The sequence below is a fragment of the Pseudactinotalea sp. Z1739 genome, from assembly GCF_049725055.1.
GTDB lineage: Bacteria > Actinomycetota > Actinomycetes > Actinomycetales > Beutenbergiaceae > CALKWS01.
In genome coordinates, this window is sequence record NZ_JBMPQA010000003.1 from 153417 (window position 1) to 178245 (window position 24829).

Annotated in this window: 26 protein-coding genes; 21 read left to right on the forward strand and 5 right to left on the reverse strand. The window is 69.1% G+C overall.

From position 1 onward, the window contains the following. Positions 1–140 precede the first annotated feature (140 nt). Complete coding sequence (locus ACO0LV_RS05070) at positions 141–1391, reverse strand: uracil-xanthine permease family protein (RefSeq protein WP_424786783.1); 1251 nt, start codon at positions 1389–1391, stop codon at positions 141–143. Positions 1392–1656: 265 nt separating this feature from the next. Here ACO0LV_RS05070 and ACO0LV_RS05075 point away from each other — a divergent pair, with 265 nt between their 5' ends. The 8 genes from ACO0LV_RS05075 (at position 1657) to ACO0LV_RS05110 (ending at position 6744) form a co-directional block, all read left to right on the forward strand. Then, positions 1657–2172 (forward strand): DUF6328 family protein, encoded by a 516-nt coding sequence (locus ACO0LV_RS05075; RefSeq protein WP_424786784.1) that lies wholly within the window; start codon positions 1657–1659, stop codon positions 2170–2172. A gap of 202 nt (positions 2173–2374) precedes the next feature. Further along, a complete protein-coding gene (locus tag ACO0LV_RS05080; protein WP_424786785.1) occupies positions 2375–2668 on the forward strand; it encodes a type II toxin-antitoxin system VapB family antitoxin in 294 nt (97 codons plus the stop codon). A gap of 76 nt (positions 2669–2744) precedes the next feature. Beyond that, positions 2745–3398, forward strand: a complete 654-nt coding sequence (locus ACO0LV_RS05085; protein ID WP_424786786.1) for a LytR C-terminal domain-containing protein — start codon at positions 2745–2747, stop codon at positions 3396–3398. Then, entirely contained in the window at positions 3391–3861 is a 471-nt protein-coding gene (locus ACO0LV_RS05090) for a DUF4190 domain-containing protein (protein WP_424786787.1), read from the forward strand. The genes ACO0LV_RS05085 and ACO0LV_RS05090 overlap by 8 nt, the downstream gene beginning before the upstream one ends. Continuing rightward, positions 3858–4592: a glutamine amidotransferase gene (locus ACO0LV_RS05095; RefSeq protein ID WP_424786788.1), complete on the forward strand. Its 735-nt coding sequence runs from the start codon at positions 3858–3860 to the stop codon at positions 4590–4592. Before ACO0LV_RS05090 ends, ACO0LV_RS05095 begins: the two co-directional genes overlap by 4 nt. A gap of 89 nt (positions 4593–4681) precedes the next feature. Then, positions 4682–5152 (forward strand): helix-turn-helix domain-containing protein, encoded by a 471-nt coding sequence (locus ACO0LV_RS05100; protein WP_424786789.1) that lies wholly within the window; start codon positions 4682–4684, stop codon positions 5150–5152. A gap of 9 nt (positions 5153–5161) precedes the next feature. Next, positions 5162–5614, forward strand: a complete 453-nt coding sequence (locus ACO0LV_RS05105; RefSeq protein ID WP_424786790.1) for a VOC family protein — start codon at positions 5162–5164, stop codon at positions 5612–5614. Positions 5615–5655: 41 nt separating this feature from the next. Continuing rightward, on the forward strand, positions 5656–6744 hold the full coding sequence (locus ACO0LV_RS05110; RefSeq protein WP_424786791.1) for a phosphotransferase: 1089 nt from the start codon (positions 5656–5658) through the stop codon (positions 6742–6744). A gap of 1 nt (position 6745) precedes the next feature. On the opposite strand, the gene ACO0LV_RS05115 is transcribed toward ACO0LV_RS05110, so the two are convergent. From ACO0LV_RS05115 to ACO0LV_RS05125, 3 genes are all read right to left on the reverse strand, one after another. Beyond that, on the reverse strand, positions 6746–7528 hold the full coding sequence (locus ACO0LV_RS05115; protein WP_424786792.1) for an ABC transporter permease: 783 nt from the start codon (positions 7526–7528) through the stop codon (positions 6746–6748). Further along, a complete protein-coding gene (locus ACO0LV_RS05120; protein WP_424786793.1) occupies positions 7525–8286 on the reverse strand; it encodes an ABC transporter ATP-binding protein in 762 nt (253 codons plus the stop codon). Before ACO0LV_RS05120 ends, ACO0LV_RS05115 begins: the two co-directional genes overlap by 4 nt. Positions 8287–8398: 112 nt before the next feature. Then, entirely contained in the window at positions 8399–9868 is a 1470-nt protein-coding gene (locus tag ACO0LV_RS05125; RefSeq protein ID WP_424786794.1) for a S10 family peptidase, read from the reverse strand. A gap of 196 nt (positions 9869–10064) precedes the next feature. Between ACO0LV_RS05125 and ACO0LV_RS05130 the strand changes: the two genes are divergently transcribed. The 11 genes from ACO0LV_RS05130 to ACO0LV_RS05180 all read left to right on the forward strand — a co-directional run bounded on the left by ACO0LV_RS05130 (position 10065) and on the right by ACO0LV_RS05180 (position 21965). Beyond that, positions 10065–10274 carry a DUF3040 domain-containing protein gene (locus tag ACO0LV_RS05130; RefSeq protein WP_424786995.1) on the forward strand — a complete coding sequence of 70 codons (210 nt, stop codon included), beginning with the start codon at positions 10065–10067 and terminating at the stop codon, positions 10272–10274. Between the two features lie 212 nt (positions 10275–10486). Beyond that, positions 10487–11680 (forward strand): fatty acid desaturase family protein, encoded by a 1194-nt coding sequence (locus tag ACO0LV_RS05135; RefSeq protein ID WP_424786795.1) that lies wholly within the window; start codon positions 10487–10489, stop codon positions 11678–11680. A 319-nt stretch (positions 11681–11999) separates the two neighbouring features. Beyond that, on the forward strand, positions 12000–13715 hold the full coding sequence (locus tag ACO0LV_RS05140) for a carbon starvation CstA family protein (protein WP_424786796.1): 1716 nt from the start codon (positions 12000–12002) through the stop codon (positions 13713–13715). Next, entirely contained in the window at positions 13712–13987 is a 276-nt protein-coding gene (locus tag ACO0LV_RS05145) for a cory-CC-star protein (protein ID WP_424786797.1), read from the forward strand. The genes ACO0LV_RS05140 and ACO0LV_RS05145 overlap by 4 nt, the downstream gene beginning before the upstream one ends. Further along, positions 13978–14976: an ArsA family ATPase gene (locus ACO0LV_RS05150; protein ID WP_424786798.1), complete on the forward strand. Its 999-nt coding sequence runs from the start codon at positions 13978–13980 to the stop codon at positions 14974–14976. The genes ACO0LV_RS05145 and ACO0LV_RS05150 overlap by 10 nt, the downstream gene beginning before the upstream one ends. 277 nt (positions 14977–15253) lie before the next feature. Next, a complete protein-coding gene (locus ACO0LV_RS05155) occupies positions 15254–16273 on the forward strand; it encodes an amidohydrolase family protein (protein WP_424786799.1) in 1020 nt (339 codons plus the stop codon). Positions 16274–16411: 138 nt separating this feature from the next. After that, entirely contained in the window at positions 16412–18235 is a 1824-nt protein-coding gene (gene glsA, locus ACO0LV_RS05160; protein WP_424786800.1) for a glutaminase A, read from the forward strand. 126 nt (positions 18236–18361) lie between these two features. Next, positions 18362–19006 carry an ABC transporter permease gene (locus tag ACO0LV_RS05165; protein ID WP_424786801.1) on the forward strand — a complete coding sequence of 215 codons (645 nt, stop codon included), beginning with the start codon at positions 18362–18364 and terminating at the stop codon, positions 19004–19006. Then, on the forward strand, positions 19003–20199 hold the full coding sequence (locus ACO0LV_RS05170; protein WP_424786802.1) for an ABC transporter ATP-binding protein: 1197 nt from the start codon (positions 19003–19005) through the stop codon (positions 20197–20199). Before ACO0LV_RS05165 ends, ACO0LV_RS05170 begins: the two co-directional genes overlap by 4 nt. After that, entirely contained in the window at positions 20196–20975 is a 780-nt protein-coding gene (locus tag ACO0LV_RS05175) for an ABC transporter permease (RefSeq protein WP_424786803.1), read from the forward strand. Before ACO0LV_RS05170 ends, ACO0LV_RS05175 begins: the two co-directional genes overlap by 4 nt. 60 nt (positions 20976–21035) lie before the next feature. Beyond that, the gene (locus ACO0LV_RS05180) at positions 21036–21965 is read left to right on the forward strand and encodes a glycine betaine ABC transporter substrate-binding protein (protein WP_424786804.1); all 930 of its coding nucleotides are present in this window, start codon (positions 21036–21038) and stop codon (positions 21963–21965) included. A gap of 92 nt (positions 21966–22057) precedes the next feature. Here the strand turns inward: ACO0LV_RS05180 and ACO0LV_RS05185 are convergent, their stop codons facing one another. Next, positions 22058–23578 carry an asparagine synthase-related protein gene (locus ACO0LV_RS05185; RefSeq protein ID WP_424786805.1) on the reverse strand — a complete coding sequence of 507 codons (1521 nt, stop codon included), beginning with the start codon at positions 23576–23578 and terminating at the stop codon, positions 22058–22060. Between the two features lie 163 nt (positions 23579–23741). Between ACO0LV_RS05185 and ACO0LV_RS05190 the strand changes: the two genes are divergently transcribed. Together ACO0LV_RS05190 and ACO0LV_RS05195 are read left to right on the forward strand one after the other, a co-directional pair. Next, positions 23742–24320 (forward strand): DUF488 family protein, encoded by a 579-nt coding sequence (locus ACO0LV_RS05190; RefSeq protein WP_424786806.1) that lies wholly within the window; start codon positions 23742–23744, stop codon positions 24318–24320. After that, positions 24317–24778, forward strand: coding sequence for a VOC family protein (locus ACO0LV_RS05195; protein WP_424786807.1), 462 nt, complete (start codon positions 24317–24319; stop codon positions 24776–24778). The genes ACO0LV_RS05190 and ACO0LV_RS05195 overlap by 4 nt, the downstream gene beginning before the upstream one ends. Positions 24779–24829: the final 51 nt, after the last annotated feature.

The following is a 24829-nucleotide window of genomic DNA, read 5'->3' on the forward strand; positions in this document are numbered from 1 at the left end:
CGCCGGGAGCGCTCAATTGGATGGTTCCGGCGATGTGAGGTGCTCCGCGCTCGGGGTGGCGGCGGGCGGGGGCGGCGGCCAGCAGAGAGGAGGCGCCCGGCGGCGGGGCAGCGGCCAGCCGCGAGGTGCGCCCCGGGCGGTCAGTCCGAAGGAGTGGGGTTGTGCGGCACCGACGCCGGGGAGGCGGGCTCGGCCGAGGTCCCGCGCCAGCGGGAGACGCTGCGCATCAGGTGGTAGACCCCCAGCGCCGCAGCGGTCCCCAGCGCGATGCCCTCGAACCGCAGTTCGCCCACCACCCAGGTGTAGTTGGCGATGCCGATCACCAGCGCGATGCCGGCGGTGGTCAGGTTCACCGGGTCGGAGAAGTCGACCTTGTTCTGCACCCAGATCCGCGCACCGAGCACACCGATCATCCCGTACAGCACGGTGGCGGCACCCCCGAGCACACCGGCCGGAACCGTGGCGATCAGTTCACCGAACTTCGGCGACAGGCTCAGCAGCAACGCCGCCACCCCGGCCACCGCGTAGGCGGCGGTGGAGTACACCCGCGTGGCTGCCATCACGCCGATGTTCTCGGCGTAGGTCGTGGTGCCCGAACCGCCACCGGTCCCGGCCAGGGTGGTGGCCACACCGTCGGCGAAGAGCGCCCGGCCCATCGCATCGTCCAGGTTCTCCCCGGTCATCGTCGCCACCGATTTCACGTGGCCGACGTTCTCGGCAACCAGCACCAGCACCACGGGCACGAAGAGGCCGACGACGGCGATGTCGAACGTGGGGGCGGTGAACTGGGGCAGGCCCACCCAGGCGGCCTCGGCGACGCTGGTGAAGTCCACCTCGCCGCGCATCACCGCGACCGCGTAGCCGGCGAGCACGCCCACCAGGATCGCCAGGCGCCCGAGGATCCCCCGGAACAACACCGTGATCAGCACGATCCCGGCCAGGGTGACGATCGCCGTCACCGGTGATTCCTGCACGTTGCCCCAGGCCGCCGGGGCGAGGTTGAAGCCGATCAGAGCCACGATGGTGCCGGTCACCGCCGGTGGCATGACGATATCGATCCACCTCGCACCCGCGAAGTGGACCACGAGCCCCACCAGGGCGAGCAGGACCCCGGTGATGAGGATTCCGCCGACTGCGGTGGACATGCCCTGGGAGGCCGTGACCGCACCGATCGGGGCGATGAAGGCGAAACTCGATCCGAGGTAGCTGGGCACCCTGTTGCGGGTGATGACCAGGAAGAGGATGGTCCCGATCGCGGAGAAGAACAGCGTGGTGGCCGGCGGGAACCCGGTGAGCAGCGGCACCAGGAATGTGGCGCCGAACATGGCCACGACGTGCTGACTGCCCAGACCGATGGTGCGGGGCCACGTCAGTCGCTGCTTGGGACCCACCGCCTCCCCGGGAGTTACTGACTTACCGTCTCGGTACAACGTCCATATCGCCACAGCGCACCTCTGCGTTCCTATTCGGCCCTGATCCTGTCGTCCACCTCGGCGTGGCTCGCCCGGCATCGTATCGGTACGGATTGCACGTCGTGGGCGTTCCCACGAGCCGGTCCACTCACCCAGAACCCGCCCGGCTCCGGGCCGGCACCCAGGCACGCCACCCTCAGGGCTCGACCTGCCGCGCCCACCGCTACCGGGCACAATGACGAAGGTGAGTTCTCACCAGGAGGCGCCGAGCCGGAAGGCACCACGCGCCGAGCGCGCCGAGACCGAGACCGAGCGCTCGGACCGCAACTGGGATGAACTCATGCAGGAACTGCGCGTCACCCAGACCGGGATCCAGATCCTCACCGCGTTCCTCCTCACCCTGCCCTTCCAACCCCGGTTCACCGAACTCGACGACTTCCAGCGGACCCTGTACCTGGTGCTGGTGGCCCTGGCTGTGACCACCACCGCGCTCCTGGTGGCCCCGGTGAGCCTGCATCGGCGGCTGTTCCGGCGCCGCCGCAAACCGCAACTGGTCGAGACCGCGAACACACTGGCCCAGATCGGCCTGCTCACGTTCGGTCTGGTGGTCACCGGTACGGCCGCGTTCGTGTTCGAGATGGTGCTGGGCGCCCCCGCCACCTGGATCGCGGCCGGCGCGGCGGCGGTACTGCTGGTCGGCCTCTGGCTCGCGCTGCCGTGGCGCATGGGTCGACGGCCCCTCTCCTCGCGAGATTTCTAGAGTCCGCGCGGCTCTGATCCCCGCCCGGCCCCCGATCTGCACACGCCACCGGCGCACGAGCATCGGGCGGCACCTTCCCCCAACCCGCGCCCGGAGCACCGGAGCACCGGAGCACCGGACACACTCACACCGGCCCCGCCGGGCGAGCGAAGCGGCGCCGGTGTCCGTCACAGCACCTCCGGGCCGCAGGTACCATCGAGGGGTGATCTTCAAGGCCGTGGGCGAGGACCGCCCCTACCCCGAGCACGGTCACGACACCCCCAAGGACTGGGCCGAGATCCCGCCGCGGCAAGTCCGCCTCGATGAGTTGATCACCACCAAGGCCACCCTGGACCTGCGCAGCCTGCTGTCGGAGGACTCCACGTTCTACGGTGACCTCTTCGCCCACGTGGTGGCCTGGCGCGGACAGTTGTACCTCGAGGACGGGCTGCACCGGGCGTTGCGGGCGGCGTTGCAGCAGCGCAATGTGCTGCACGCCCGGGTGCTCGAACTCTGATGCCCTTACATTCACAGTTCGGACCACGGGCCGTGCCGGCCAGCGTCATCAGCCCGTTGTCGGATACGGTTCTGCCGTGAGTTCGATCGACGCCAAGCGCGCACACGAGGCGCGCGAGTCCCGCCGCCGGCACCTGCAGCAGCGCCAAACCGTCATCTTCGGTTCGCTGATCGCGGGTCTGCTGGTGATCGGCCTGGCCGCCGGAGCGATCTGGGTGGGCATCCTGCCGGCGCCGGTGAACATCCCGATCCATACCCCCGAACCCGAGGAAGCCGCACCCGCCGCCCCGTGCCCTCCTCCCGATGCGCTGCCGGTGCCGATGGATGAGATCGCCGCCGACGTACTCAACGGCACCAATCGCGCCGGCCTGGCCGCCGGAACCGCCGCCTCGCTCGCCGAGCGCGGAGTCGTCATCGGCGATGAGGGCAACGCCCCCGTCCGCTTCGACGGAATCGTGCGGATCGTCTCCGGCCCCAGTGCGGTGGCCAACGCCTACACCGTGGCCGCCCACTTCCCCGAGGCCCTCATCGAACTCGACGGGCGCACCGAGGACACCTTGACCATCACCGTCGGTGGCGAATTCGACGGGTTACTGCCGCTGGAGTCGGTGACCCTGGAGGACGAGGTCCCCCTGGACCCGCTGCCAGGCTGCGAGCCCGTGGTGCTCGATGAGGCCGAGGAGGACGACGGCGAGGGCGGCGAGGGGGACGACGGCGACGCCGATGAGTGACACCGGCACGGCTACCCGCGCCGGCACCACACGCTCAGCCGGCTTCGCTCCGTTGCGCACTCCCGCCACCCCGATGCCGGCCGCACCGGTGCAGGTCACCTCGGGACCCTACGCCCGGAGCCCAGCCGGCACCGCCCGGCTGCTGCCGGACTCGTCGGCGTTCGTCAACGAGTTCACCCGGCCGCTGCCGGACCCGGCGACCGTCTTCGCCGGGCCGGGCTACTACTCTCCCCGCACCCCGGCCTGCGGGTTCGCCGCGGCCTCCCTCGTGCTGGCCCTGGCCGGGGTGGTGGTCGCCGTACCCGCGCTGCTGGCGATCGTGTTCGGGCACCTGGGGGTGTACCGGACCCGGAACTACCAGCGCACCGGACGGGGAATGGCGCTGGGCGGGATGGTCCTGGGCTACGCGGTGACCCTGTTCTGGAGCGTGCTGATCGGCACCACCTGGCTCACGAACCTGTGAAGCCGTTCCTGCTCATCGCCACCCGGGCCGAGGACGACGCAGCGGACAGCGAGTACGCGGCGTTCCTGAACTACGGGCAACTGCGCCCGGAGGAGTTGCACCGGGTGCGGGCCGAGGCCGGTCCGCTGCCGCGGATCGAACTGGACGCCTACTCCGGCGTGCTGGTGGGCGGTAGCCCGTTCAACTCCTCCGACCAGCCGGAGGTGAAGTCGGCGGTGCAGCACCGGGTGGAGGCCGACCTGTCGACTCTGCTCGATGAGGTCGTGGCCCGGGACTTCCCGTTCCTGGGTGCCTGCTACGGCGTCGCCACCCTGGGCGTGCACCAGGGTGCGGTGGTGGACACCACCTACGGCGAGGCAGTCGGAGCGGTGCCGATCACGCTCACGCCCGACGGGCGGGCCGACCCGCTGCTGGAGGGACTGCCCGACACCTTCGATGCCTACGTGGGCCACAAGGAGGCGTGCTCCCGGCTACCACCCGGTGCGGTGCTGCTCGCCTCCTCCGCCGGCTGCCCGGTGCAGATGTTCCGGATCAAACAGAACCTGTACGCCACGCAGTTCCACCCCGAACTTGATCTGCCCGGGCTGCTGGGGCGCCTGGCCACCTACGACCGGCACGGGTACTACCCACCGGAGGAACAGGCCGCGTTGTTCGCCGCGCTGGAGCACACCTCCGTGCAGCACCCCCCGGCCATCTTGCGCAACTTCACCGCCCGCTACGCTCAGTACTGACACGACCCACTGCGGGAGTCATCGACGGCACGCCCGTGCTCGGCGGGCACATGCCCGCGGCACCGGGGACGTCCGGCCACAGGAGCGCTATGCACCCGAACGAGGACCAGAACCGCCGGTTGCTGCGCGCCCGGGACGCGATGGACCGTGACTTCGCCGAGCCGCTGGACGTGCCCGGCCTGGCCCGGGTGGCGATGATGTCTCCGGCCCACTTCTCCCGGCAGTTCCGCGCCACCTTCGCAGAGACCCCGCACCGGTACCTGCAACGACGCCGCATCGAACGGGCCTGCGCGCTGCTGCGTGACACCGAGCTGAGCGTCACCGACATCTCCTTCGCGGTCGGGTTCGAGAGCCTGGGCACCTTCAGCCGTACGTTCACCGCGATCATCGGGCGCTCGCCGAGCGCCTACCGGGCACAGGCGACACCACTGACGGCACCGGTGTGCTTCGTGAAGGGGTGGACCAGGCCGAGCAGCGCGGACAAAGCAGGCGTACCGGATCGAGCAGGCAGCGCGGACCGAGCAGTTTCGGATAAGCACCCGGTCCTGCCCACCTCCTAGCGTGGGACCATGCTCACCACCATCGGAATACACGGAATCTACGTACTCGACCAGGAGGAGGCGCTGGACTTCTACGTCGGCAAACTCGGCCTGGAGATCACCAGCGACGTGGACATGGGCTTCATGCGCTGGCTCACCGTCGCACCACCCTCGGACCCGGCCCGACAGATCCTGCTGGAGGTGCCCGGGCCACCGGCGATCTCCGACGACGACGCCGCGCGGATCCGCGATCTGGTCACCAAGGGCGCCATGGGGGCGGTGGCGATGTTCAACACCGACGACTGCCACGCCACCTACGCCGCCCTCCGGGACAAGGGGGTGGAGTTCACCCAGGAGCCGGTGCACCAGCCCTACGGAATCGACTGCGCGTTGCGGGACCCGTTCGGGAACCATATTCGCATCACCCAGCCCACCGAGATGTCGCAGATCACCGACGACGACCTGGCGCGCTGGCAGGCCTGAGCAGCGCCGGGGTTCCCGGCGGGGCTGCTAACGTCGGGCGGGTGTTCGCCCCCGGCCTGTCGATGCTGTGGGAGCGCGTCGACGCTGCCCGGGCGCTCACCGAACGATTCGGATTCGCGGACCTGTCCGCGATGTCCCGTTGGCTCACCGACGTGCTGCGGTGGCACTGGTCGCTGCGCGTGCGACAGGTGGAGCGCATCGTGCTCAGCGACCACAACGCGATCGCCTGGACGCACACCGACCAGGGCATCGTCGTGGTCAAAGCGTGCGCCGATGCCACCAGGTTCGACCGGTTAGCCCTGATCGCCGACGTCGTGGCCCACCTGGGGGAGGTGGGCCTTCCGGTCGCGGCTCCCACGCCGGCGAACGATGGCTCCACCCGGGTGGTGCTGCAAGGACCAGCAGCCGGAGTCGAACGCCGCGATGGGCTGCACAGCGGAGGTCGTTGCCTCGCGCAGCACGACGGCGACGACCCGGCGGCGCAGGCGGGCGCGGCACCCGCAGCGCCCGGCCCGCGCGATCGGCGGTTGTCGGTCATCGTGCAGCCGCTGGTACCGGGCACTCTGTTGGATGCCGGGGACCTGGCCGGGGTCCGCGCGGCCGGTGCCGTACTCGCCCGGCTGCACAGCGCCGTCGTCGACCTGCCCCAAGCCGGGCACCGGGTGGGCGAGCCCGACCTGCACCGCCGTCTGCACGGCGCCGTCGCGGGCCCCGCCCGTCCCTGCGTGCCACACGCTGCGGACCGCCTGGATGCCCTCCTTGCTGACCTACCCGCCCTGGGCACCCCGGCCCAACTGGTGCACCGCGATTTCCGGGGCCCGAACGTGCTCATGAACGGCCCCGAGGTCAGCGCGGTACTCGACTTCGACGAGATGACCCTCGATCACGCGGTGCTGGACCTGGCCCTCGCTTGCACCCTGCTCGCTACCCGTTACACCACCTGGGACCCGGCACCCCCGGCGGCCCGGGAGTCCCTGATGGACGGATACCGATCGGTGCGGCCGTTGAGCGATCTGGAGGAGCGCTGGCTGGGAGCGCTCGTGCTGGGGCTGACCATCGCCCAGGTCCCCGACGGGCGGAATCCGGACGGGTGGCGACAGGCAGTTCAACACCTGAGCGCCGGCCTGTGACTCAGTGATCCATCTGGAGCCTGGACCAGGACCGCCAGAGCAGCAGGGCGAAGAACACGGAGGTCATGACGACGATCAGCAAGTGCACGCCCGTGACCGACGTCCCCGGGGCGATACCCACGGCCGCCGTCCCGGAGCCGGACATCGCCCACAGCGCCGGCGCGGCGAGCGGGAACCAGCCCCCGGCCCCGGCCAGGACCCCCACCTGCGCGAGCGCGACGAGGCCGATGGTGGCCCCTACTCCGGCCAGGACCGAGCGCGTCAGGGTCGCGACCCAGGCCACCGGCATCGCGATCGCGCCGGTGAGCAGTCCCAGCACGAACAGCCTCAGGAGCCCCGCCCACCCTCCGGCGTCCGGGACGCCGTACCCGAGCAACAGACCCAGCGCGAGCAGCCCGGCGGCGAGCGTCAGGTGCACCGCCACCACCCACAGGCCATAGACGGCGATCTTCCCCAGCGCGATGCGGCCTACCGACACCGGGAGGGCAAAGAGGGCACTGATCGTGCCGTCACTGAACTCTCGGCCCACCAGCCAGGTGAGCACCACCCCGCAACCCAGCAACGCGCCGGCCGCAGTGACCTGCATCGACATGGCCAACATGCCCGCCCAGTCCAGTTGCGCGCCGGGGCCGGCTTGGGCGATCACCTGAGCGTTCCCGGCGCGCACCGCCGTGGTGAGCCCGGCAACCAGGGCGAGCACACCCCCGACGAGTGCGATCGTGCCCAGCACTCCCACCGCGGACCGGAAGAGTTTGAGCGCTTCGGTTCTGATCGCCGCCGTCATCGCGGCTCCTCGCCCGAAGCGCCGTCATCAGGTCGATTGCTGGCGGGGGCCTGGGACCCCCGGCGTTGTTCGTCGTCGCGGCGGATGCTTTCGAAGAAGACTCGCTCCAAGTCCGTGGCGGCCGGATCCAGGTCGGTGATGAGGCGACCGGCGTTCATCACCACGATGCGGTCGGCGATCCTGGCCACCTCATCGAGGTGATGGCTGCTGACCAGCACACCCGCGCCGGCCCCGGCACGGCGCCGCAGCGTCTCTCGCAGCACGATCACGCCCGCAGGATCCAAGGCGGCGCTGGGTTCGTCGAGCACGATCAGTTCCGGATCATGGCCCAGGGCCGCGGCCAGACCCACCCGCTGTCGGTTCCCCGCGGACAACCGGCGGTAACGGCGGGCGGCCAGCTCGGTCAGTTCCCAGTGCTCCAGCGTCTGCGCGATCCGGTGGGATCCGGTGCCCCGCAGCAGCGCCACCAGATTCAGGTTCTGGAGTACGGTCAACTCCGGATAGGCCAACGGCGCCTCTACCAGCGCGCCGAGGCGAGCCAGTTGGGAGGCGGGCAACCCGCGAAACGGCCTGCCGAAGAGGTGCGCGGTGCCGCGATCGGGGCGGAGCATGCCCAACGCCAGGCGCATCAACGTCGTCTTGCCTGCCCCATTGAGGCCGACGAGCGCCACGATCTGACCGGCTCTGACACGTAGGTCGAGGTGGTGCACCCCGGGCCCGTTGCGATAGGTGCGACACACGTCCTCCAGGATGAGCATGGCTATGACCCTCCCAGGACGTCGAGGGCGACGTCGAGCGCGATGTAGATGTTAGATCACTAACACAGGTCGATGGGCCTGCCGCATCACCCAGGGCGCGAGACTGTGGAGATCAGCCCCGGCCGGTGGCCCGCCGGACGAAGTCAGCCAGGTCGGCGCACTGGTTCACCCGACTCGGCTCGTGCACGTACATCATGTGGCCGGCCTCGTAGTACCTGCGCTCGATATTGGCCTGCAAGGACTCCGGGATGTCCAGGTGGGCCAGATCCTCCTCCGCACTGGTGAACGGGGTGGCGCCGTCGAAGTAGCCGAAAGCCGCGTGTACCTGCAGGTGCGGGTTCTGCCGCATCGCACGGGAGAGCCGGTCCAACACGTACACCGGGGCGTTCTCGAACTCCTTGTAACTCCACTCCCCGATCACGTTCGGTCCGAACACATGGAAGGGGCTGGGGTCCTTCACCTCCAACTCGGCCCGCATGTAGTGCTGGTAGGCGGTGGCGTACGGGCCCAGGATCACATCCATCGACGGGTCGGCGTCCATCCGCTCGGCGATACCGGAGGCGGCCGGCCCGGTGAACCGGGAGTCCAGCCGGCCCACCGTGAGGCCCTCATCGCGGCGCAACTCGGTGAAGTAGCGCAGATGCTCCAGGCGCAGGTTCGCCCGGTCCACGTACTCCTCGCTCACCCCGGCCAGGCGGGCGATGCTGGTCACGGCCTCAGCACGCTCCTCAGCGGTGAGCCGGCTGCCCCGGCTGAGCACATACGGATAGTCACGCGCCGCGTAAGCCTCGGCCTCGGCTATCACCTCATCCAGCTCCCGGCCCGGGTGCTTGCCGTGATAGTGCGCCGTCGCGGCATAGAAGGGCAGGAACATCGCATACGCGGCGTCGTTGCCCGGCTGGAACCGGTTCGTGGCGAAGTTCAGTACCGCCGAGATGAGCATCAGCCCGTTGAGGTACATCCCGCTGGACTGCAGGTGCTGGGCCAGCGCGGCGGCACGGGTGGTGCCGTAGGACTCCCCAGCCAGCAGTTTCGGGGACATCCAACGTCCCTCTGCGGTGACCCACTGGCGGATCACCTCGCCCACCGACTCGATGTCGCCGGTGAACCCGTGGAAGTCGGCGGCCTTCTGCCCCTCCACCACCCGGGAGTGCCCGGTGGAGACCGGATCGATGAACACCAGGTCGGAGACGGTGAGCAGGCTCTCGGGGTTGTCGGCCAGGGCATAGGGCGGTGGGAGGAGGTCGCCGACGTCACCCATCACCACCCGCCGCGGACCGAGCACTCCCAGGTGCAGCCAGACGCTGGCCGAGCCGGGACCGCCGTTGAAGGCGAAGGTGACCGGCCGCTCGGCCGGGTCGGCGTCGTCCAGGGTGTAGGCCGTGACACCCACCTGGGCGCGGGCCTTACGGCCCTGCCACACGCCGTCGTCGACCTTGTCCTCATACAGCACCACCCGGCCGGCCTTGGCGGTGTAGTGCAGGGGTCCGGCAGAGGTGGTCAGGGTGTGGCTGGTGGTGACCAGTTCGTCCTCGACACTGGGCTCCGGAGTGGGTTCGCTGGTTTCAGTTTTCTCAGACATCACCGGCGAGCCTACCGAGTCCGGCGCACCGCACTGAACCCGGGACAGGCGCAGACGCCGCCCTGCGCACCGACCGGGTCGCCGCGAGCGATAGAGCCTGGAACGGCGCGGACTTCGTGGCGTGACGCAGCGGTTGCCACCACCCCTTCCGGCCGCGACCACACCGTTCAAGATGCCGAACCGCACGATTGCCGCCATGCTCAGATGCACAACTGAGCGTCGGAAGGCGCATCGAACGAAGGAGCAGAGTATGGCCCTGTGGTTGATCCTCATTATCGTTGGCGTGATCATGCTGGTGATCGGAGTCGCGGTCGAAGCGGCCCAGATCCTGATTTGGATCGGGATCATCATCCTGGTCGCCTCGATCATCATGTCCTTGGTCACGAGGGGCCGGGGTCGCGTGTAGCCCTACATACTGCCCATGATCTCCGTGCACCGGGCTGCCCCACGTGGGGCAGCCCGGTGCATGCATGTCCGGGCCCGGGCGACACAGGTGTCACGGGCGCACTTCTCGGGCCCAGCGCGCCCCGAGTGCCCCGAGCCCCTACCGCAGTAGGGGGTGGAGGTTCGCTCTGGCGGGTGATGTGCCGGTGCCGATCGGCAACATAGATTCCAGGTATGACCACTACTGCTCCGGCACCCCAGTCCGTCCGGCCCGGGGACGACGCGCTGATCGGTGGCGCGTCCTCGCCCGCCGGTCCTGCGCAGGCCGGTGCCACACCTTCTGCTCGGGCCGGTGCCGCGCCGCGAACTCCTGGGCGCGGGAGTGCCGTGCAGGCCGCGCAGCGCGACTTCCTGGAACTGAAGCGCAAGGTGAAGGCCGCCGGGCTGCTGGGTCGCCGTCCGGGCTGGTACATCGCCCGTGGAGTGGTGTTGCTGGTCGCCTTCGGCGGAGCGTTCACCCTGCTGTTCACCTTGGGCCGCACGCCGTGGCAGTTGGCGGTGGCCGTGCTGTTCGGGGTGTTGTTCACCCAGGCCGCGTTCCTGGGCCACGACGCCGCACACCAGCAGGTGTTCTCCTCCGGCAAGCGCAACGAGTGGCTCTCCATCCTGGTCGCCAACCTGGTGGTGGGGTTGAGCAATGGCTGGTGGGCTCGCAAACACGGCAAACACCACGCCGACCCGAACACCATCGGCAAGGACGGGGACATCAAGACCGGCGCGCTGGTCTTCAACCCCGAGGACGCCCCCGGCCGCAGCGGCGTGCTCGGTTGGGTCACCCGCCGGCAGGGATGGCTGTTCTTCGCCATGATCACCCTGGAAGGGTTCAACCTGCACTTCCGGGCGATCCAGACGATCGTCACCAGCAAGGACCTGCGCTACCGCGCGTTGGAGTCGGTGCTCGTGGCCGTGCGGCTGATCGGCTTCCCGGTCCTGCTCGTGTTCGCGCTCGGACCGTGGCTGGGTCTGGCGTTCCTGGTCGTGGAACTGATGGTCTTCGGCTTCTACATGGGCGCGAGTTTCGCACCCAACCACAAAGGCATGCCGCTGATCGGCAAGAACGACACCGTCAACTTCCTGCACCGTCAGGTGATGACCTCCCGGAACATTCGCGGCGGGGCGGCGATGACCTGGGCGATGGGGGGGCTCAACCTCCAGATCGAGCACCACCTGTTCCCGAGGATGCCCAGTGTGAACCTGCGCCAGGTGCGCCCGATGGTGCGCGAACTGTGCGAAGCCCGGGATATCCCCTACACCGAGACAGGTCTGCTGGAGTCCTACCGGATCGTGGTGGAGTACCTCAACCGCGTCGGGCTGGGTCACGCCGATCCGTTCGAGTGCCCGATGGTGATGAACAACCGCCCCTTCTGAACGCCGGCCGCCGGCAGCGGCTAACAGCAGCGCAGCGGCACCCGGCGCCACGACCCTCCCACACAGCGAAGTGTCTCCAAGGGTGTGGCGCCCGCTATCGCACTGGACGCACCTGAAACGTCCGGATGTGGCGCGGCCGATCTCCGCCGCACCGAGCTCCGCCCCGCCCCGTTCCGGACCGGAATATGGACGCTGCCCCGAAACCTGGTTGTGGCCGGGGTGAGAGCGCTAGAGTGTGGCGCACTTCACCGAACCAGTCCGGGCCGGGTGGTTCCTCCGGGAAATCGACCGGTCGTCATCGACGAAGATCGGAGACGGTGTGAACTCCCTCATCCTCGCCCTCGTCGGCGTCAGCATGATGATCCTGGGTTACCTGCTCTACTCCAAGTTCCTCGGCCGGCGTATCTACCGGCTCAGCGCCTCGTTCCGGACCCCCTCCCATGAACTCCGCGACGGGGTGGACTACGTCCCGACCAACAAGTACGTGCTCTGGGGACACCACTTCACCTCCGTGGCCGGCGCCGCACCGATCGTCGGCCCCGCAGTCGCCGTCATCTGGGGCTGGCTGCCGGCCTTCCTGTGGGTCACCCTGGGCACCGTCTTCTTCGCCGGTATGCACGACCTGGGCGCGCTGTGGGCCTCGGTGCGCAACAAGGGTCAGTCGATCGGCACCCTGTCCGGCCGGTACATCGGCCCCCGGGGACGGAACCTGTTCCTCGTCGTCATCTTCCTGTTGCTGCTGATGGTCAACACCGCCTTCGCCGTGGTCATCGGTGGGCTGCTGGTCGCCAACCCCAGCGCGGTGATCCCCGCCTGGGGAGCGCTGGTGGTGGCCGTGCTCATCGGGCAGGCGATCTACCGGTGGAATCTCAACCTGATCTGGGTCTCCATCATCGGGCTGGTTGCGCTGTACGCCCTGATCATCCTGGGCGACAACTTCCCGATAGTGCTGCCCGAGACCGTCCTGGGCTTGTCCGCCGAAGCGTTCTGGGTGCTGGTGCTGTTCCTCTATGCCGGCCTGGCCTCGATGTTGCCGGTGTGGGTGCTGCTGCAGCCACGCGACTACATCAACGGGCTGCAACTGTTCCTCGCCCTGGGCATCCTGTACGTGTCGGTGGCCATCGCCTCACCGACGATCGTGGCCCCGGCGTTCAACGACGCCGTACCGGCGGGCACCCCGAGCCTGGTGCCACTGCTGTTCGTCACCATCGCCTGCGGGGCGATATCGGGCTTCCACGGAATCGTCTCCTCGGGCACCAGTTCCAAACAGCTCGACAAGGAGTCCGATGCCCGGTTCGTCGGGTACTTCGGTGCCGTGGGGGAAGGTCTGCTGGCGCTGGGGTCGATCATCGCGGTCACCGCGGGCTTTGCCACCCTGGCCGACTGGGAGAGCGTGTACACGGCCTTCAGCGAAGGCGGGGCCCCCGCTTTCGTCCAAGGCGGCGCCAACATCGTCAACTCCGGGCTGGGCCTGCCCGTCTCGCTCAGCACCACCATCCTGGCGACGACGGCGGTGCTGTTCGCGGCCACCACCATGGACACCGGTGTGCGTCTGCAACGCTACGTGGTCCAGGAGGCCTTCAGCATCGTCAACAAGAAGATCGGCACGATCCTGGCGACCGTCATCGTGCTGATCTTCGGCATGGGCCTGGCGTTCTCCATCAGCGCCGAGGGCGCCGGGGGCATGATCATCTGGCCCCTGTTCGGGACCACGAACCAACTGCTGGCCGGGCTGACCCTGTCGATCATCACGGTGATGCTGCTGCGCAAGGGCCGCAACCCCCTCCCGGCGCTGATCCCGCTGGTGTTCGTGTTCGTGATGTCGCTGTATGCCGCGCTGGTGCAGGTGGGCCAGTTCTTCTCCGACGCCAACTGGTTGCTCTTCATCCTCGATGTCATCATCATCGTCGCCGCTCTGTGGGTGATCGTGGAGGCGGTGAACGCCATGCTCAAGGCCCGCAAGGAACCACTCGAGGTCGACGACGAGCCGGTGGTCGCCGAGGGTAGGACGGTTGAGGAGGGGCGGGAGCGTTGACGAACGGGGGCGAGAACCTCTCGGCCCCACGCCGCTTCGCGGCCGGGCTGCGGGAGTTCTACGTCGCCCCCTACCGGCGCACCTTCGCCCGCGCCCAGCGTGACGAGGACGACCTGTTCATGATGATCGTGCTCGCCGAGATGCTGGGCGTGCCCAACCCGGCCAGCTACTACACGGTGGAACTGCTGCCGGTGATGTACGACCGCTTTCACGACTGGCACCGCCGGATGGGGATGGACCACTCGCCCCTGGATCACTTCTCGTGCTGCTAGGACTCGCCGGGTCCCGCCGAGTGTTGTTCGTCGGCGGCAAGGGCGGAGTGGGCAAGACCGTGGTCGCCTCCGCGGTCGGATGTCACCAGGCAAGGGCCGGACGGCGGGTGCTGGTGGTCTCCACCGACCCCGCCCACAACCTGGGTCACCTGTGGCGCCGGGAGGTGGGTGATGAGGTCGTGCCCCTGGCCGGGGACGTGGAGAACCTGGAGGGTCTGGAGATCGATCCGGCCCGGACCACCGACGAGCACCTGGCCGCGGTGGGCCACCAGGTGCGGCGACTGATGCCCGAGCACCTCTCCGGTGAGGTGGACAAGCACCTGGCGCTGGCCCGCGACGCCCCCGGCACCCACGAGGCGGCCGTCCTGGAGCGGGTGGCTCAGGTGCTGGAGGACGCCTCGCACGATCTGGTGATCTTCGATACCGCACCCTCGGGGCACACCTCGCGACTGATGAGCCTGCCCGAGACGATGTTCGCCTGGACCGAGGGCCTGCTGCGCCGGCAGGACCGCTCGGCCAGGTTCGGGGCCGCGTTGCGCGGGCTCGATCCGGACGCGGGTGCCGCCGGAATCGTGGGGACCGGGCGGCGGGTGGACCAACGGGCCGAGCGTGATCACGAGATCAGACGGATCCTGCTGCGTCGACGCACCCGGTTCGAACGGTTGCGGGATCTGATCACCGACGCCGAGCGCACCGCGTTCGTGATCGTGCTGGCCGCCGAGCGGCTTCCCGCGATGGAGACGATCGAGCTCTACGGCCAGTTGCTGCGCTCGGGGGTGCACGTGGGCGCCCTGGTGGTGAACAAGCGCTCTCCCGCCGACGCCGGAGGCCTGCTTGCCGACCGCCGTGCCCAGGAGGACGTCCATCTGGACACCGTGCGCGAGGCGCTGGGGCACGTCCCGATGATCGAGTTGCCGCTGCTGGCAGGTGACATCGTCGGTGAGGCAGCGGTGCAACGCTTCGCCGATCTCATCGCCGCCGCATCCTGAGCCCGCCGCACCCCGCACGATCCGGTGCCCCACGGGTGACATCTGGCACTTCTTGGCCGGCACCTGCCTTGCCAGGGTCTGAGAGTCCCCGGATCGCGGGACGACGACCGGCGAGACAGAGGAAGAGCATCCGTGTGCAGCAGCCACCCGGCCCGAGCGAGCAGCAACACCGAGGCCGACGGTCCCGGTCAGCCGGCGAACCCTGAAAGCCTCGGACGTCGCGCGGAGTGACCCGCCGCCGGCTCCTGTGGGCCGGGGGATCCTTGCCGGTGGCGCGGTGGCAGTGGCCGCTGGTGGTGCGACGGCGATCGACCCCGACGGGGCACTCGGCCTGTCCGACCTGCCCGGTTACTACTGGGACATGGCTCGTTATCTGCCCGGGGGTCGCCGCGACTTCCTCGCCCACGGGGTGACCGCGGTGCGCAGCCTCGGCGACGAACTCACGTGGGTCCATGAACTGCGTCAGCAGGTCGGGAACGGCACCCTGGAGGGTCCCCGGGTGTTCTTCGCCGGCCCGACGCTGACCACCCCCGGTGGCCACCCGATCAGCACGTTCGACGTTCCTGCCGACTCCGAAGGGATCCGACTTCCGGGCAACCCGGCGCAGGCTCAGGCGCAGGCTCAGGCTCAGGCTCAGGCTCAGGCTCAGGCTCAGGCTCAGGCTCAGGCTCAGGCGATCGTGGCGGAGTTGTGCGAGGGCGAGGACCGGGTCGAAGTGATCAAGGTGATCCAGGAGAGCAGAACCGCCGACCGCCCGCTCACCCCGCACGAACCCGAGGTGCTGGCCGCAGTCGCCGCCGCCGCCCATGACCTGGGTGTGCCGGTCACGGCCCACTGCGGCACCGTCACGGACCTGACCCAGGCGGTAGGGGCCGGCTTCGACGGCATCGAGCACCTGTCCCCGCGCGACCCCACGGCCCCCTGGGATGAGGTCCCCCGGACCGCGACGATGGGCTGGCCGGAGGGCCTGCTGGATCAGATGGCCGCCGCCGGCGTGGCGTTGGACCGGACGCTGATGGTCGAACTCCGCGACCCGGCCGACCAGCCGCCGGAGCTCGCACAACTCGGGGAGCCGGTGTACTCCCGGCTCCTCGAAACCCATCGGGCCGGCGTCGCCATCATCGCCGGCAGCGACGCGGCGGTGCCGGGGATGGGTTTCGGCGGCGGCCTGCTCCGGGACGTGCGGGCCCTGGTGGTCCTCGACGGCGATCCGCTCGCTGACCTCGGGGCCATGCAGCACGTGATGGCGGTGCTACGCGAGGGACGCGTGGTCTCCGGGGAGATCGCGGCCGCCTGAGTGGTTCCGGGCACGCCCTCGAGGACGACGCTAGTGGCCGTAGTCGAGTGTCCCGCCCGTCGTCGTCGACCACATGCGTCGCTTTCGGCGCCGTGCCCCAGGGCGGGGGGCTGGTGATCGCCGTTAGGCTCCGTTCCCATGGAGTCCCCGATCGATGTCTACCTGCGCAGGGTGCACGCGGAGATCTCCGAGGTGCGCGAGGGCACGCCCTACACGGTGGGCCCACGGGGCACCACGATCAACCCCGACGACTTCGGCATCTGCCTGGCGACGGTGGACGGGTACATCTACGAGGTGGGGGTGACATCCAAGGCGTTCTCGATGCAGTCGCTGTCCAAACCGTTCAGTTACGGGCTGGCGCTGAGCGACCTGGGCCCGGAGGTCGTGGACGAGAAGGTGGATGTGGAACCCTCCGGGGAATCCTTCACCGAGATCTCCCTCGCCCCGGGGTCCGGGCGTCCCGCCAACGCCATGATCAACGCCGGCGCCCTCGCGGTGAGTTCGTTGCTCAAGGGGGCCGGCGGCAAGTCGGCGATCACCCGGATCGAGGAGCACTACTCCGCCTTCGCCGGCCGTGAACTGCGCAGCAACGCCCGGATCTACGGCGCCGAGCGTCGCAACAGCGACCGCAACCACGCCCTGGCCTACCTGCTCAGTTCCGTCGACATCATCGAGGGCTCCCCGACCGCCGCGCTGGAGACCTATCTGCGCCAGTGCGCGGTCCAGATCACCTGCCGCGACCTGGCCATGATGGCGGCCACCCTCGCCAACGGCGGTACCAACCCCCGCACCGAGGAGGAGGTGCTGGGCATCGGCGCCGTGGAGCGGGTGCTGTCGGTGATGATGACCTCCGGGATGTATGACAGTGCCGGCGACTGGGTGGTCAACGTCGGTATGCCGGCCAAGTCGGGGGTGGGGGGAGGCACGCTCGCCGTCCTGCCGGGCCAGGCCGGGCTCGCGGTCTTCTCCCCGCCGCTGGACGAGCACGGCAACAGCATCCGCGGCGTGGCCACCTGTCAGCGGCTGTCCAGAGACACCGACATGCACTTCGTGCGCTCCGCCCGGGCGGGCCGGTCCGCGATCCGGGCGACCTACCCGATCACCGAGGTTCCCTCCGACGTGCGCCGCACCGAGGACGCCGAGGTGGGGCTGCGCGAGACGGGCGAGCGGGCGATGATCATCGAACTGGCCGGGGACCTGCTGTTCTCCGGCACCGAGTCGATGATCCGGGAGATCGCCGACCTGCCCGGGGACGTGGAGTTCGTCGTGCTCGATGCGCGCCGGGTCGATGAGGTCAGTCGCATGTCCGTGAACCTGCTGGGAGAGGTGATCGACCTCTTCGAGGCGGCCGGACGGCGACTGGTGCTGATCGACCCCGACGCCAACCTCACCTCCGTACTGCCCGTTGATCACCTACCCGGCGGCCAGGTGCCGGTCTTCAGCACCCGCAGCACCGCCGTCGCCCACTGCGAGGGGCAACTGCTGCGGCGCCACTTCCCCGACCTCGCGGTGCCCGCGCGCGTACCGGTGCGCGACTCCCCGGCGATGGCCCAGTTGAGCCCGCAGGACGCCGAGGCCCTGGTGACGCGGATGGAGTCGCGAACCTACGACGACGGTGCGGTGCTGCGTCGCATCGGCCAGCGATTCGGTGGGGTGTACTTCATCGTCTCCGGGACGGTCACCACCACCGCACGCGACCCGGAGGGCAACCAGGTGCGCCTGACCACCCTCAGTGCGGGCATGACCTTCGGCGAACTCTCCCTGGGCCGCCAGGACCGCCAGCGGACCACCCAGCGTGCCGTCGGGCCCGTGGAGGTCATGGTCCTCACCGACGAAGCGATCGCTGATCTCGAACACAGCGACCCCCGCCTGGCGGTCGAACTCTGGCGGTCCCTGACCCGGGAGGCCTACACCCGGGTGGACCAGTACATGCGCGAGGTCACCGCCCTCGTTCGCGACTGAGGCGATCCTCAGTAGACTGGGAAGCCCGGACCGGGGATCCATGACACGAACCGACGACGCCGTCAGCACGAAACCATCAAGGAGCCATAGCCCGCACCGGGACCCTGCGAGGGAAGGAGCACAACGGTGAACTTCTTCGAGTTCCTCGCCAACCGCAGCAGCGACTTCATCGAACTCGGGATCGAACACGCCGCCGTCGTCGGCGCGTCCGTCGTGATGGCGACCATCATCGGCGTCAGCGTCGGCATCCTCACCTACAAGAGCGAACGCTCCCGTGAACTGGTGCTGGCCACCGCCGGGGTCATCCTGACCATTCCCTCCTTCGCCCTGTTCGTGCTGTTGCTCGGTCCGCTCGGGCTGGGTTGGCAGCCGGTGCTGGTGGCGCTCACGGGATACGGCCTGCTGCCGATCCTGAGGAACACGATCACCGGGTTGCGCGGCGTCGACCCCGCCGTCATCGAGTCGGCCAAGGGCATGGGCATGAACCGGCGCCAGCAGCTGCTGCGGATCGAGTTGCCGCTCGCCTGGCCGGTCATCATCACCGGCATCCGGGTCACCACCCTGGTGCTGCTCGGGATCGCCGCCATCGGCGCCATCGTCAACGGCCCCGGCTATGGCGACTTCATCTTCGAGGGTCTGCGCAGGGTCGGGACCCCGGTGGCGGTGAACCTGGTCCTGGCCGGCATCGTCGGCGTGATGGTCCTTGCCGTGTTGTTCGACCTGGTGTTCTACTCCGCTCGCCGCCTGACCACCTCCAAGGGGATCCGATGACGACTTCCGAACCGACCGCCAGTGCCGACCGCGAGGTGATGATCCGCCTGGAGGGTCTGACCAAGCGCTACCCGGGCCAGTCCCAGAACGCCGTGGATGCGCTGGACCTGGAGATCTACCGGGGTGAGATCGTCGTGCTGGTCGGACCGTCCGGGTGCGGCAAGACCACCACGATGAAGATGATCAACCGCATCATCGAGCCCACCGACGGGCGCATCATCATGGCCGGGGAGGACGTCACCAAGGGCAACCCGGATGAGTTGCGGCGCAAGATCGGCTACGTGATCCAGCAGGTCGGGTTGTTCCCGCACATGACCATCGGGGAGAACATCGCCACCGTCCCGCACCTGCTGGGCTGGGACAACGCCCGCACGGCCGAGCGGGTGGACGAACTGCTGAACCTGGTCAACATGCCGGCCGAGACCTACCGCGACCGGTACCCCAAGGAACTCTCCGGCGGCCAGCAGCAACGGGTGGGGGTGGCCCGCGCACTCGGCGGTGACCCCGCGGTGCTGCTCATGGATGAACCGTTCGGCGCGATCGACCCGATCACCCGGGACCGGCTGCAGAACGAGTTCCTGCGCCTGCAGGCCGAGGTGCGCAAGACCATCGTCTTCGTCACCCACGACATCGACGAGGCGATCAAGATGGGCGACCGGATCGCGATCCTGCGGGAGGGCTCGCACGTGGCCCAGTACGACACCCCCGAGCAGATCCTCACCGCCCCGGCCGACGACTTCGTCTCGGAGTTCATCGGCCGCGGCGCCTCGCTGAAGCGGCTGAATCTGTCCAGGGTCGCCGACATCGAGTTGCGGCCATGGCCCACGGTGAGCCTCGACACCCCGCCGGCCGAGGCGTTGCAGACCCTGCGAGGCGTAGCGGAAGCCTCACTGCTCGTGCTGGACGAGGCCGGCCGGCCCCGGCGCTGGGTCAATGCCGAGGACCTCGGTCGCGCCGACGGGCGCCGGCTGGACCAGGTCGGGCTGGCTCCGCGGGCGGTCGTGGAGCCCCGCGCCACCCTCAGCGACGCCCTCAACGAACTCATCACCGCTCGTTACGCCATCACGCTGGTCGTCGACGACACCGGCGCCTACCAGGGCGTGGTGGACATCGATCAGATCAACGAGGCGATCCGCACGATGCGTGCCTCGGCGGTCGACCAATCACGGGCCGGGCTGCAGGAGCAGACATGAGCGTGGCACCTGCGGCACAGGCCAGATCCAGCACCGGGACGGCGGCGGGTGGGCGCAGCCTCGGCAGCTACCTGCTCATGCCGCTGCTGCTGGCGGGGGTGCTCCTGGCGCTGTACCTGTACGTGTCGAACCAGGAACTCGACTCGATCGAGGCCCGCACCCTGACCTTCCCGAGAATCCTCGATGCCGCCCGCGACCACGTCCTGCTCACCGCGGCCTCCACCGTCATCACGTTGCTGATCGCCATCCCGCTGGGGATCATGCTCACCCGCCCCTTCGCCCGCCGGATCAGGGCGTACGTGATCGGCGTACTCACTGTGCTGCAGGCGGTTCCCACGATCGCGGTCCTGGTGCTGCTGGCCGTGGTGTTCCTGATCCTGGGGTTCTGGATAGCGATCATCGGGCTGGTGCTGTACGCCATCGTCCCGGTGCTGCTGAACACCATGGTCGGGATCGAACAGGTCGACGACAACGTCCTGGAAGCCGGCCGCGGCATGGGGATGTCCAAAGCCACCGTGCTGCGCAAGATCGAACTCCCCCTGTCCATCCCGGTGATGCTGGCCGGGATCCGCACCGCACTGGTGATCAACGTCGGCACCGCCACGCTGGCCACCTACATCAATGCCGGCGGTCTCGGCGACATCATCTCCGCGGGCCTGGCCACGAACCGGTTCACCATCCAACTGGTCGGTGCGGTCCTGACCTCGGTGCTGGCCCTGTTGATCGACTACCTGGCCGGGGTCGTGGAGGAGGTGCTCCGGCCACGAGGGCTGTAAGCCCGCCCCGGACCGCGGCGGTGACGCCCGGCAGAACCACCCACACAAGGAGACGAAACCATGATTCGGAAGCGAACCACCGCAACGATCGCGGGCGGGGCCACCGCGCTGCTCATGCTCGCCGCATGCAACGGTGACGGCAATGGCGGCACCGGTGACGGCGAGTTGGAGGGGGCCACCATCATCGTCGGCTCCAAGGAGTTCACCGAGCAGCGCCTGCTCGGGCAGATGACCGCGGCGCTGCTGGAGGACGCCGGTGCCTCGGTCACCGACCAGACCGGCCTGGAGGGCACCGCCACCGTCCGCTCGGCCCTGGAGAACGGTGAGATCGACATCTACTGGGAGTACACCGGAACCGGCTGGGTGAACATCCTCGGCAACAGTCCCGACGACGTGCCCGAGGACCTGTGGACCGCTGTGTCCGAGGCCGACACGGAGAACGGGATCGCGTGGCTGGAGGCGGCGCCGTTCGAGAACACCTATCGGATCGCCGCCACGGAGGAGTTCGCCGCGGAGAACGGGCTGGCCACCAGCACCGACATGGCCGAGTTCGTCCAGGCCAACCCCGACCAGGGCCGGATCTGCGCCGCCGCGGAGTTCATCGCCCGTGACGACGGGCTCCCCGGTCTGCAGGAGACCTACGGGTTCGAGTACTCCGAGGTGGTCGAGATGGCCCTGGACCTCATCTACACCCAGGTGGGCCAGGGTTGTGAGTTCGGTGAGGTGTTCTCCACCGACGGACGCATCGTCGCCAACGATCTGATGGTGCTGGAGGATGACCAGAGCTTCTTCGTCGAGTACGCCGGGGCGGTGACCCTGCGCCAGGAGACCCTGGATGAGTACCCCTACATCGGCGAGGTCATGGAAGCGGTCAGCGCCGAACTGACCAACGAGACCATGCTCGAACTCAACGCACGCATCGACGTCGACGGAGAGGGCGAGCGGAACGTCGCCGAGGACTGGCTGACGGAGAACGGCTTCCTCGACTGACACCGGCCGACTCAGGCCACCGCCCAAGCACGACGACGACGGGGCGTCCGGGACACCGGGCGCCCCGTTCTCGTGTGGCCGGCCCGGCGATGCTACGCCTCGACGAACCGTCCGATCGTGCGGCCCACGTCGAATCCGGGCAGCGCCTCGGTGAACATCCGGTAGTAGGCCAGTTCCTCCCGGGTGCGCAACGGGGGGGTGAGCACGCCGGCGTTCGCGTGCAGATCCTCCTCGGTGACGGTGGCCTCATAGTGCTCGCGCAGCACGTCGTTCATCCCGGTGCCCTCACCGAACTGCTCCTTGCGGCGCCACAGCACCTCATCGGGCAGCCACCCGTCGAACGCCCGCCGCAGCATCCACTTGGCCGGCCGGTCCGGCCCGATCAACTTCCACTCCGGGGGCAGTGCGAGAGCCAGCTCGACCACATCCAGGTCCAGGAAGGGCAGCCTCGGCTCGATCCCATGGGCGCCGGCCATCCGGTCCACCCGCTGCAACCCCCCGATGTGCATCCCCTCGAGGGTCTCGATCAACTCCTCGTGCAGTTCCGCACCGGAGGTGTGCCGCCCGTAGTGGGCATACCCGGCGAACAACTCATCGGCACCCTCGCCGGCCAGCACCACCTTCACATGCTGCCCGGCCAGACCACAGACCAGGAAGTGGGGCACCGCGGAGTGCACCAGGGTGGGGTCGAAGGACTCCAGTTCGGCGATGATCCGCGGCACCAGTTCGATGGCGTCCACCGCGGTGTAGGTGAGTTCGTGGTGCTCGGTTCCGCAGTGTTGCGCCACCAGTCGCGCGGCGAGCAGGTCGGGACTGCCCTCGAGTCCGACGGCGAACGTCGGCAGGGTCCGCCCCTGCCGGCCGGCTAGGTGGGCGGCCACAGCCACCACGATGGAGGAGTCGACGCCGCCGGAGAGCAGCACCCCCACCGGCACTTGCGCGTCCAGGCCCTGCTGCACCGACCGGACGATCGTGTCCCGGAGCGCGGCGAACACCCAGGGCGGGGGCTCCTCGTGCGGCGCCCTGCTGTTCAGCAGCACCGGGGAGGCACCGGGGAAGGTCGGCCCGGCGATCAGCCCCTCCTCCGGGGTCCAGGAGTGCCCGGGCGGGAATGGTTCGACGTCGGCTCGCCAGTCGGGATCGAACGCGGTCAGTTCGGAGGCGAACAGCACCGTGTCCCCGCGACGTGCCCAGTACAACGGTGCGATACCGAGCACGTCCCGGGCCACCGTGAAGCGGCCGTCCGCTGCCGTGATGACCAGGGCGAACGTGCCCCACAACTGCTCGAAGGCGCGCCGGCCCTGGTCCTCGTACAGGTGCAGTGCCACCTCCAGATCGGACTGGGTGCGGAACCGGTCGCTGCCCAGCTGGTCACGCAGGCGCCGGTCGTTGTAGATCTTCCCGTCCCCCACCAGCCAGATCGCCTGCCGGGTTCCGGCCAGCGGCTGCGCGCCGGTGTCGGGATCGGTGATCGACAAGTAGCGCGAGCCCACCCATCCCTCGCCCGCCCGGCGGAAGCCCACGCCGTCGGGCCCGCGGTGTGCCATTCGTTCCAGCATGCGCCTGCCCAGGTCGTCCTCGAAGGGCCCGTGGGCGGCAACGATCGCTGACATCTGCTCCTCGTTCCTCTCGGCGGTGCCGATGGTATGTCCCGGCAGCACTTCCATCATCGGATGCTGTCGGCGATGGGCAACTCGGCGCACGGCAGTCCGGCGCAGGAGCCTCGTGGGCCACGTCCACGCTGCACGCCGGCGAGGAGCGGCACACAATGGTGCGATGCCCCTGCTCACCGTTGGTCACGGCGCGCTGTCTCGAGCGGAACTTCGGGACCTGCTGATCGGCGCGGAGGTGGAATCCGTGGTGGATGTGCGGCGCTTTCCCGGTAGTCGGCGTAACCCCGATGTGGGCCGGGACGCGTTGGCGTCCTGGTTGCCCGAGGCCGGCATCGGCTACCGGTGGGAGGAGCATCTGGGCGGCCGCCGGCACCTGACCAGGGCCGCGCAGGCACGCTCACCCGACACGTGGTGGCAGGTGGCGGCCTTCCGCGCCTATGCCGGTTACACCCGCACCGAAGAGTTCCGTGCCGCGCTGACGCGGGTCGTTCAGGAGGCACGCGCCGCACGGGTGGCGGTGATGTGCTCGGAGTCGGTGTGGTGGCGCTGCCACCGCCGGATCATCGCGGACGTGACGGCGATGACGACGGACGTCCCGGTCCTCCACCTGATGCACGACGGGGCCGTGCGAGCGCACCCGCCCTCCGAGGGTGCACGTGCGGGGGAGGATGGCCTCGTGTGGGACGTGCCCGGTAGCGTGGGCGCCCCCAGTCACGACGACGAGGATGGAGCACAGCGATGAGCGCCACGATTCAGGTCACCTTCGATGCCCGTGATCCACGAGCCCTCTCGATCTTCTGGCGCGACGTCCTGGGGTACACCCACCCCGCGCCACCGGGGGTGGACCTGCCGCCGGGAGGCGATCCACTGGCGGCCTGGGATCAGTTCCTGGAGGATTCGGGATTGCCGAAGGAACTGCACAACAGTGCCTCGGCCCTGGAGGACCCCGATGGCTCGGGTCCGCGGATCTTCTTCCAGCGGGTGCCCGAGGACAAGGTCGCCAAGAACCGTGTGCATCTCGATGTGCGGACCGCCTCGGACCTTCGGGGCGAGGCACGCATGGAGGCACTGGAGTCAGAGTGCCGGCGCCTGGTGGCCCTCGGCGGCACTCGATTGGAGCGGCACGAGCCGGAGGAACCGACCAGTATCGGCTTCATTGTAATGGCCGACCCCGAGGGCAACGAGTTCTGCCTCGACTGAAGGGCCCCCGGCCCAGCGCGACGAGACCGTCCCGCCGGGCCGGGGTGGATG

Excerpts from the sequence above, each read along its gene's own strand:
- ACO0LV_RS05090 (WP_424786787.1), top strand. The coding sequence starts at position 3,391 with ATGAGTGACACCGGCACGGCTACCCGCGCCGGCACCACACGCTCAGCC.
- ACO0LV_RS05100 (WP_424786789.1), top strand. The coding sequence starts at position 4,682 with ATGCACCCGAACGAGGACCAGAACCGCCGGTTGCTGCGCGCCCGGGAC.
- ACO0LV_RS05105 (WP_424786790.1), top strand. The coding sequence starts at position 5,162 with ATGCTCACCACCATCGGAATACACGGAATCTACGTACTCGACCAGGAG.
- ACO0LV_RS05115 (WP_424786792.1), bottom strand. The coding sequence starts at position 7,528 with ATGACGGCGGCGATCAGAACCGAAGCGCTCAAACTCTTCCGGTCCGCG.
- ACO0LV_RS05120 (WP_424786793.1), bottom strand. The coding sequence starts at position 8,286 with ATGCTCATCCTGGAGGACGTGTGTCGCACCTATCGCAACGGGCCCGGG.
- ACO0LV_RS05125 (WP_424786794.1), bottom strand. The coding sequence starts at position 9,868 with ATGTCTGAGAAAACTGAAACCAGCGAACCCACTCCGGAGCCCAGTGTC.
- ACO0LV_RS05130 (WP_424786995.1), top strand. The coding sequence starts at position 10,065 with ATGCTCAGATGCACAACTGAGCGTCGGAAGGCGCATCGAACGAAGGAG.
- ACO0LV_RS05135 (WP_424786795.1), top strand. The coding sequence starts at position 10,487 with ATGACCACTACTGCTCCGGCACCCCAGTCCGTCCGGCCCGGGGACGAC.
- glsA (WP_424786800.1), top strand. The coding sequence starts at position 16,412 with ATGGAGTCCCCGATCGATGTCTACCTGCGCAGGGTGCACGCGGAGATC.
- ACO0LV_RS05170 (WP_424786802.1), top strand. The coding sequence starts at position 19,003 with ATGACGACTTCCGAACCGACCGCCAGTGCCGACCGCGAGGTGATGATC.
- ACO0LV_RS05175 (WP_424786803.1), top strand. The coding sequence starts at position 20,196 with ATGAGCGTGGCACCTGCGGCACAGGCCAGATCCAGCACCGGGACGGCG.
- ACO0LV_RS05180 (WP_424786804.1), top strand. The coding sequence starts at position 21,036 with ATGATTCGGAAGCGAACCACCGCAACGATCGCGGGCGGGGCCACCGCG.
- ACO0LV_RS05185 (WP_424786805.1), bottom strand. The coding sequence starts at position 23,578 with ATGTCAGCGATCGTTGCCGCCCACGGGCCCTTCGAGGACGACCTGGGC.
- ACO0LV_RS05190 (WP_424786806.1), top strand. The coding sequence starts at position 23,742 with ATGCCCCTGCTCACCGTTGGTCACGGCGCGCTGTCTCGAGCGGAACTT.
- ACO0LV_RS05195 (WP_424786807.1), top strand. The coding sequence starts at position 24,317 with ATGAGCGCCACGATTCAGGTCACCTTCGATGCCCGTGATCCACGAGCC.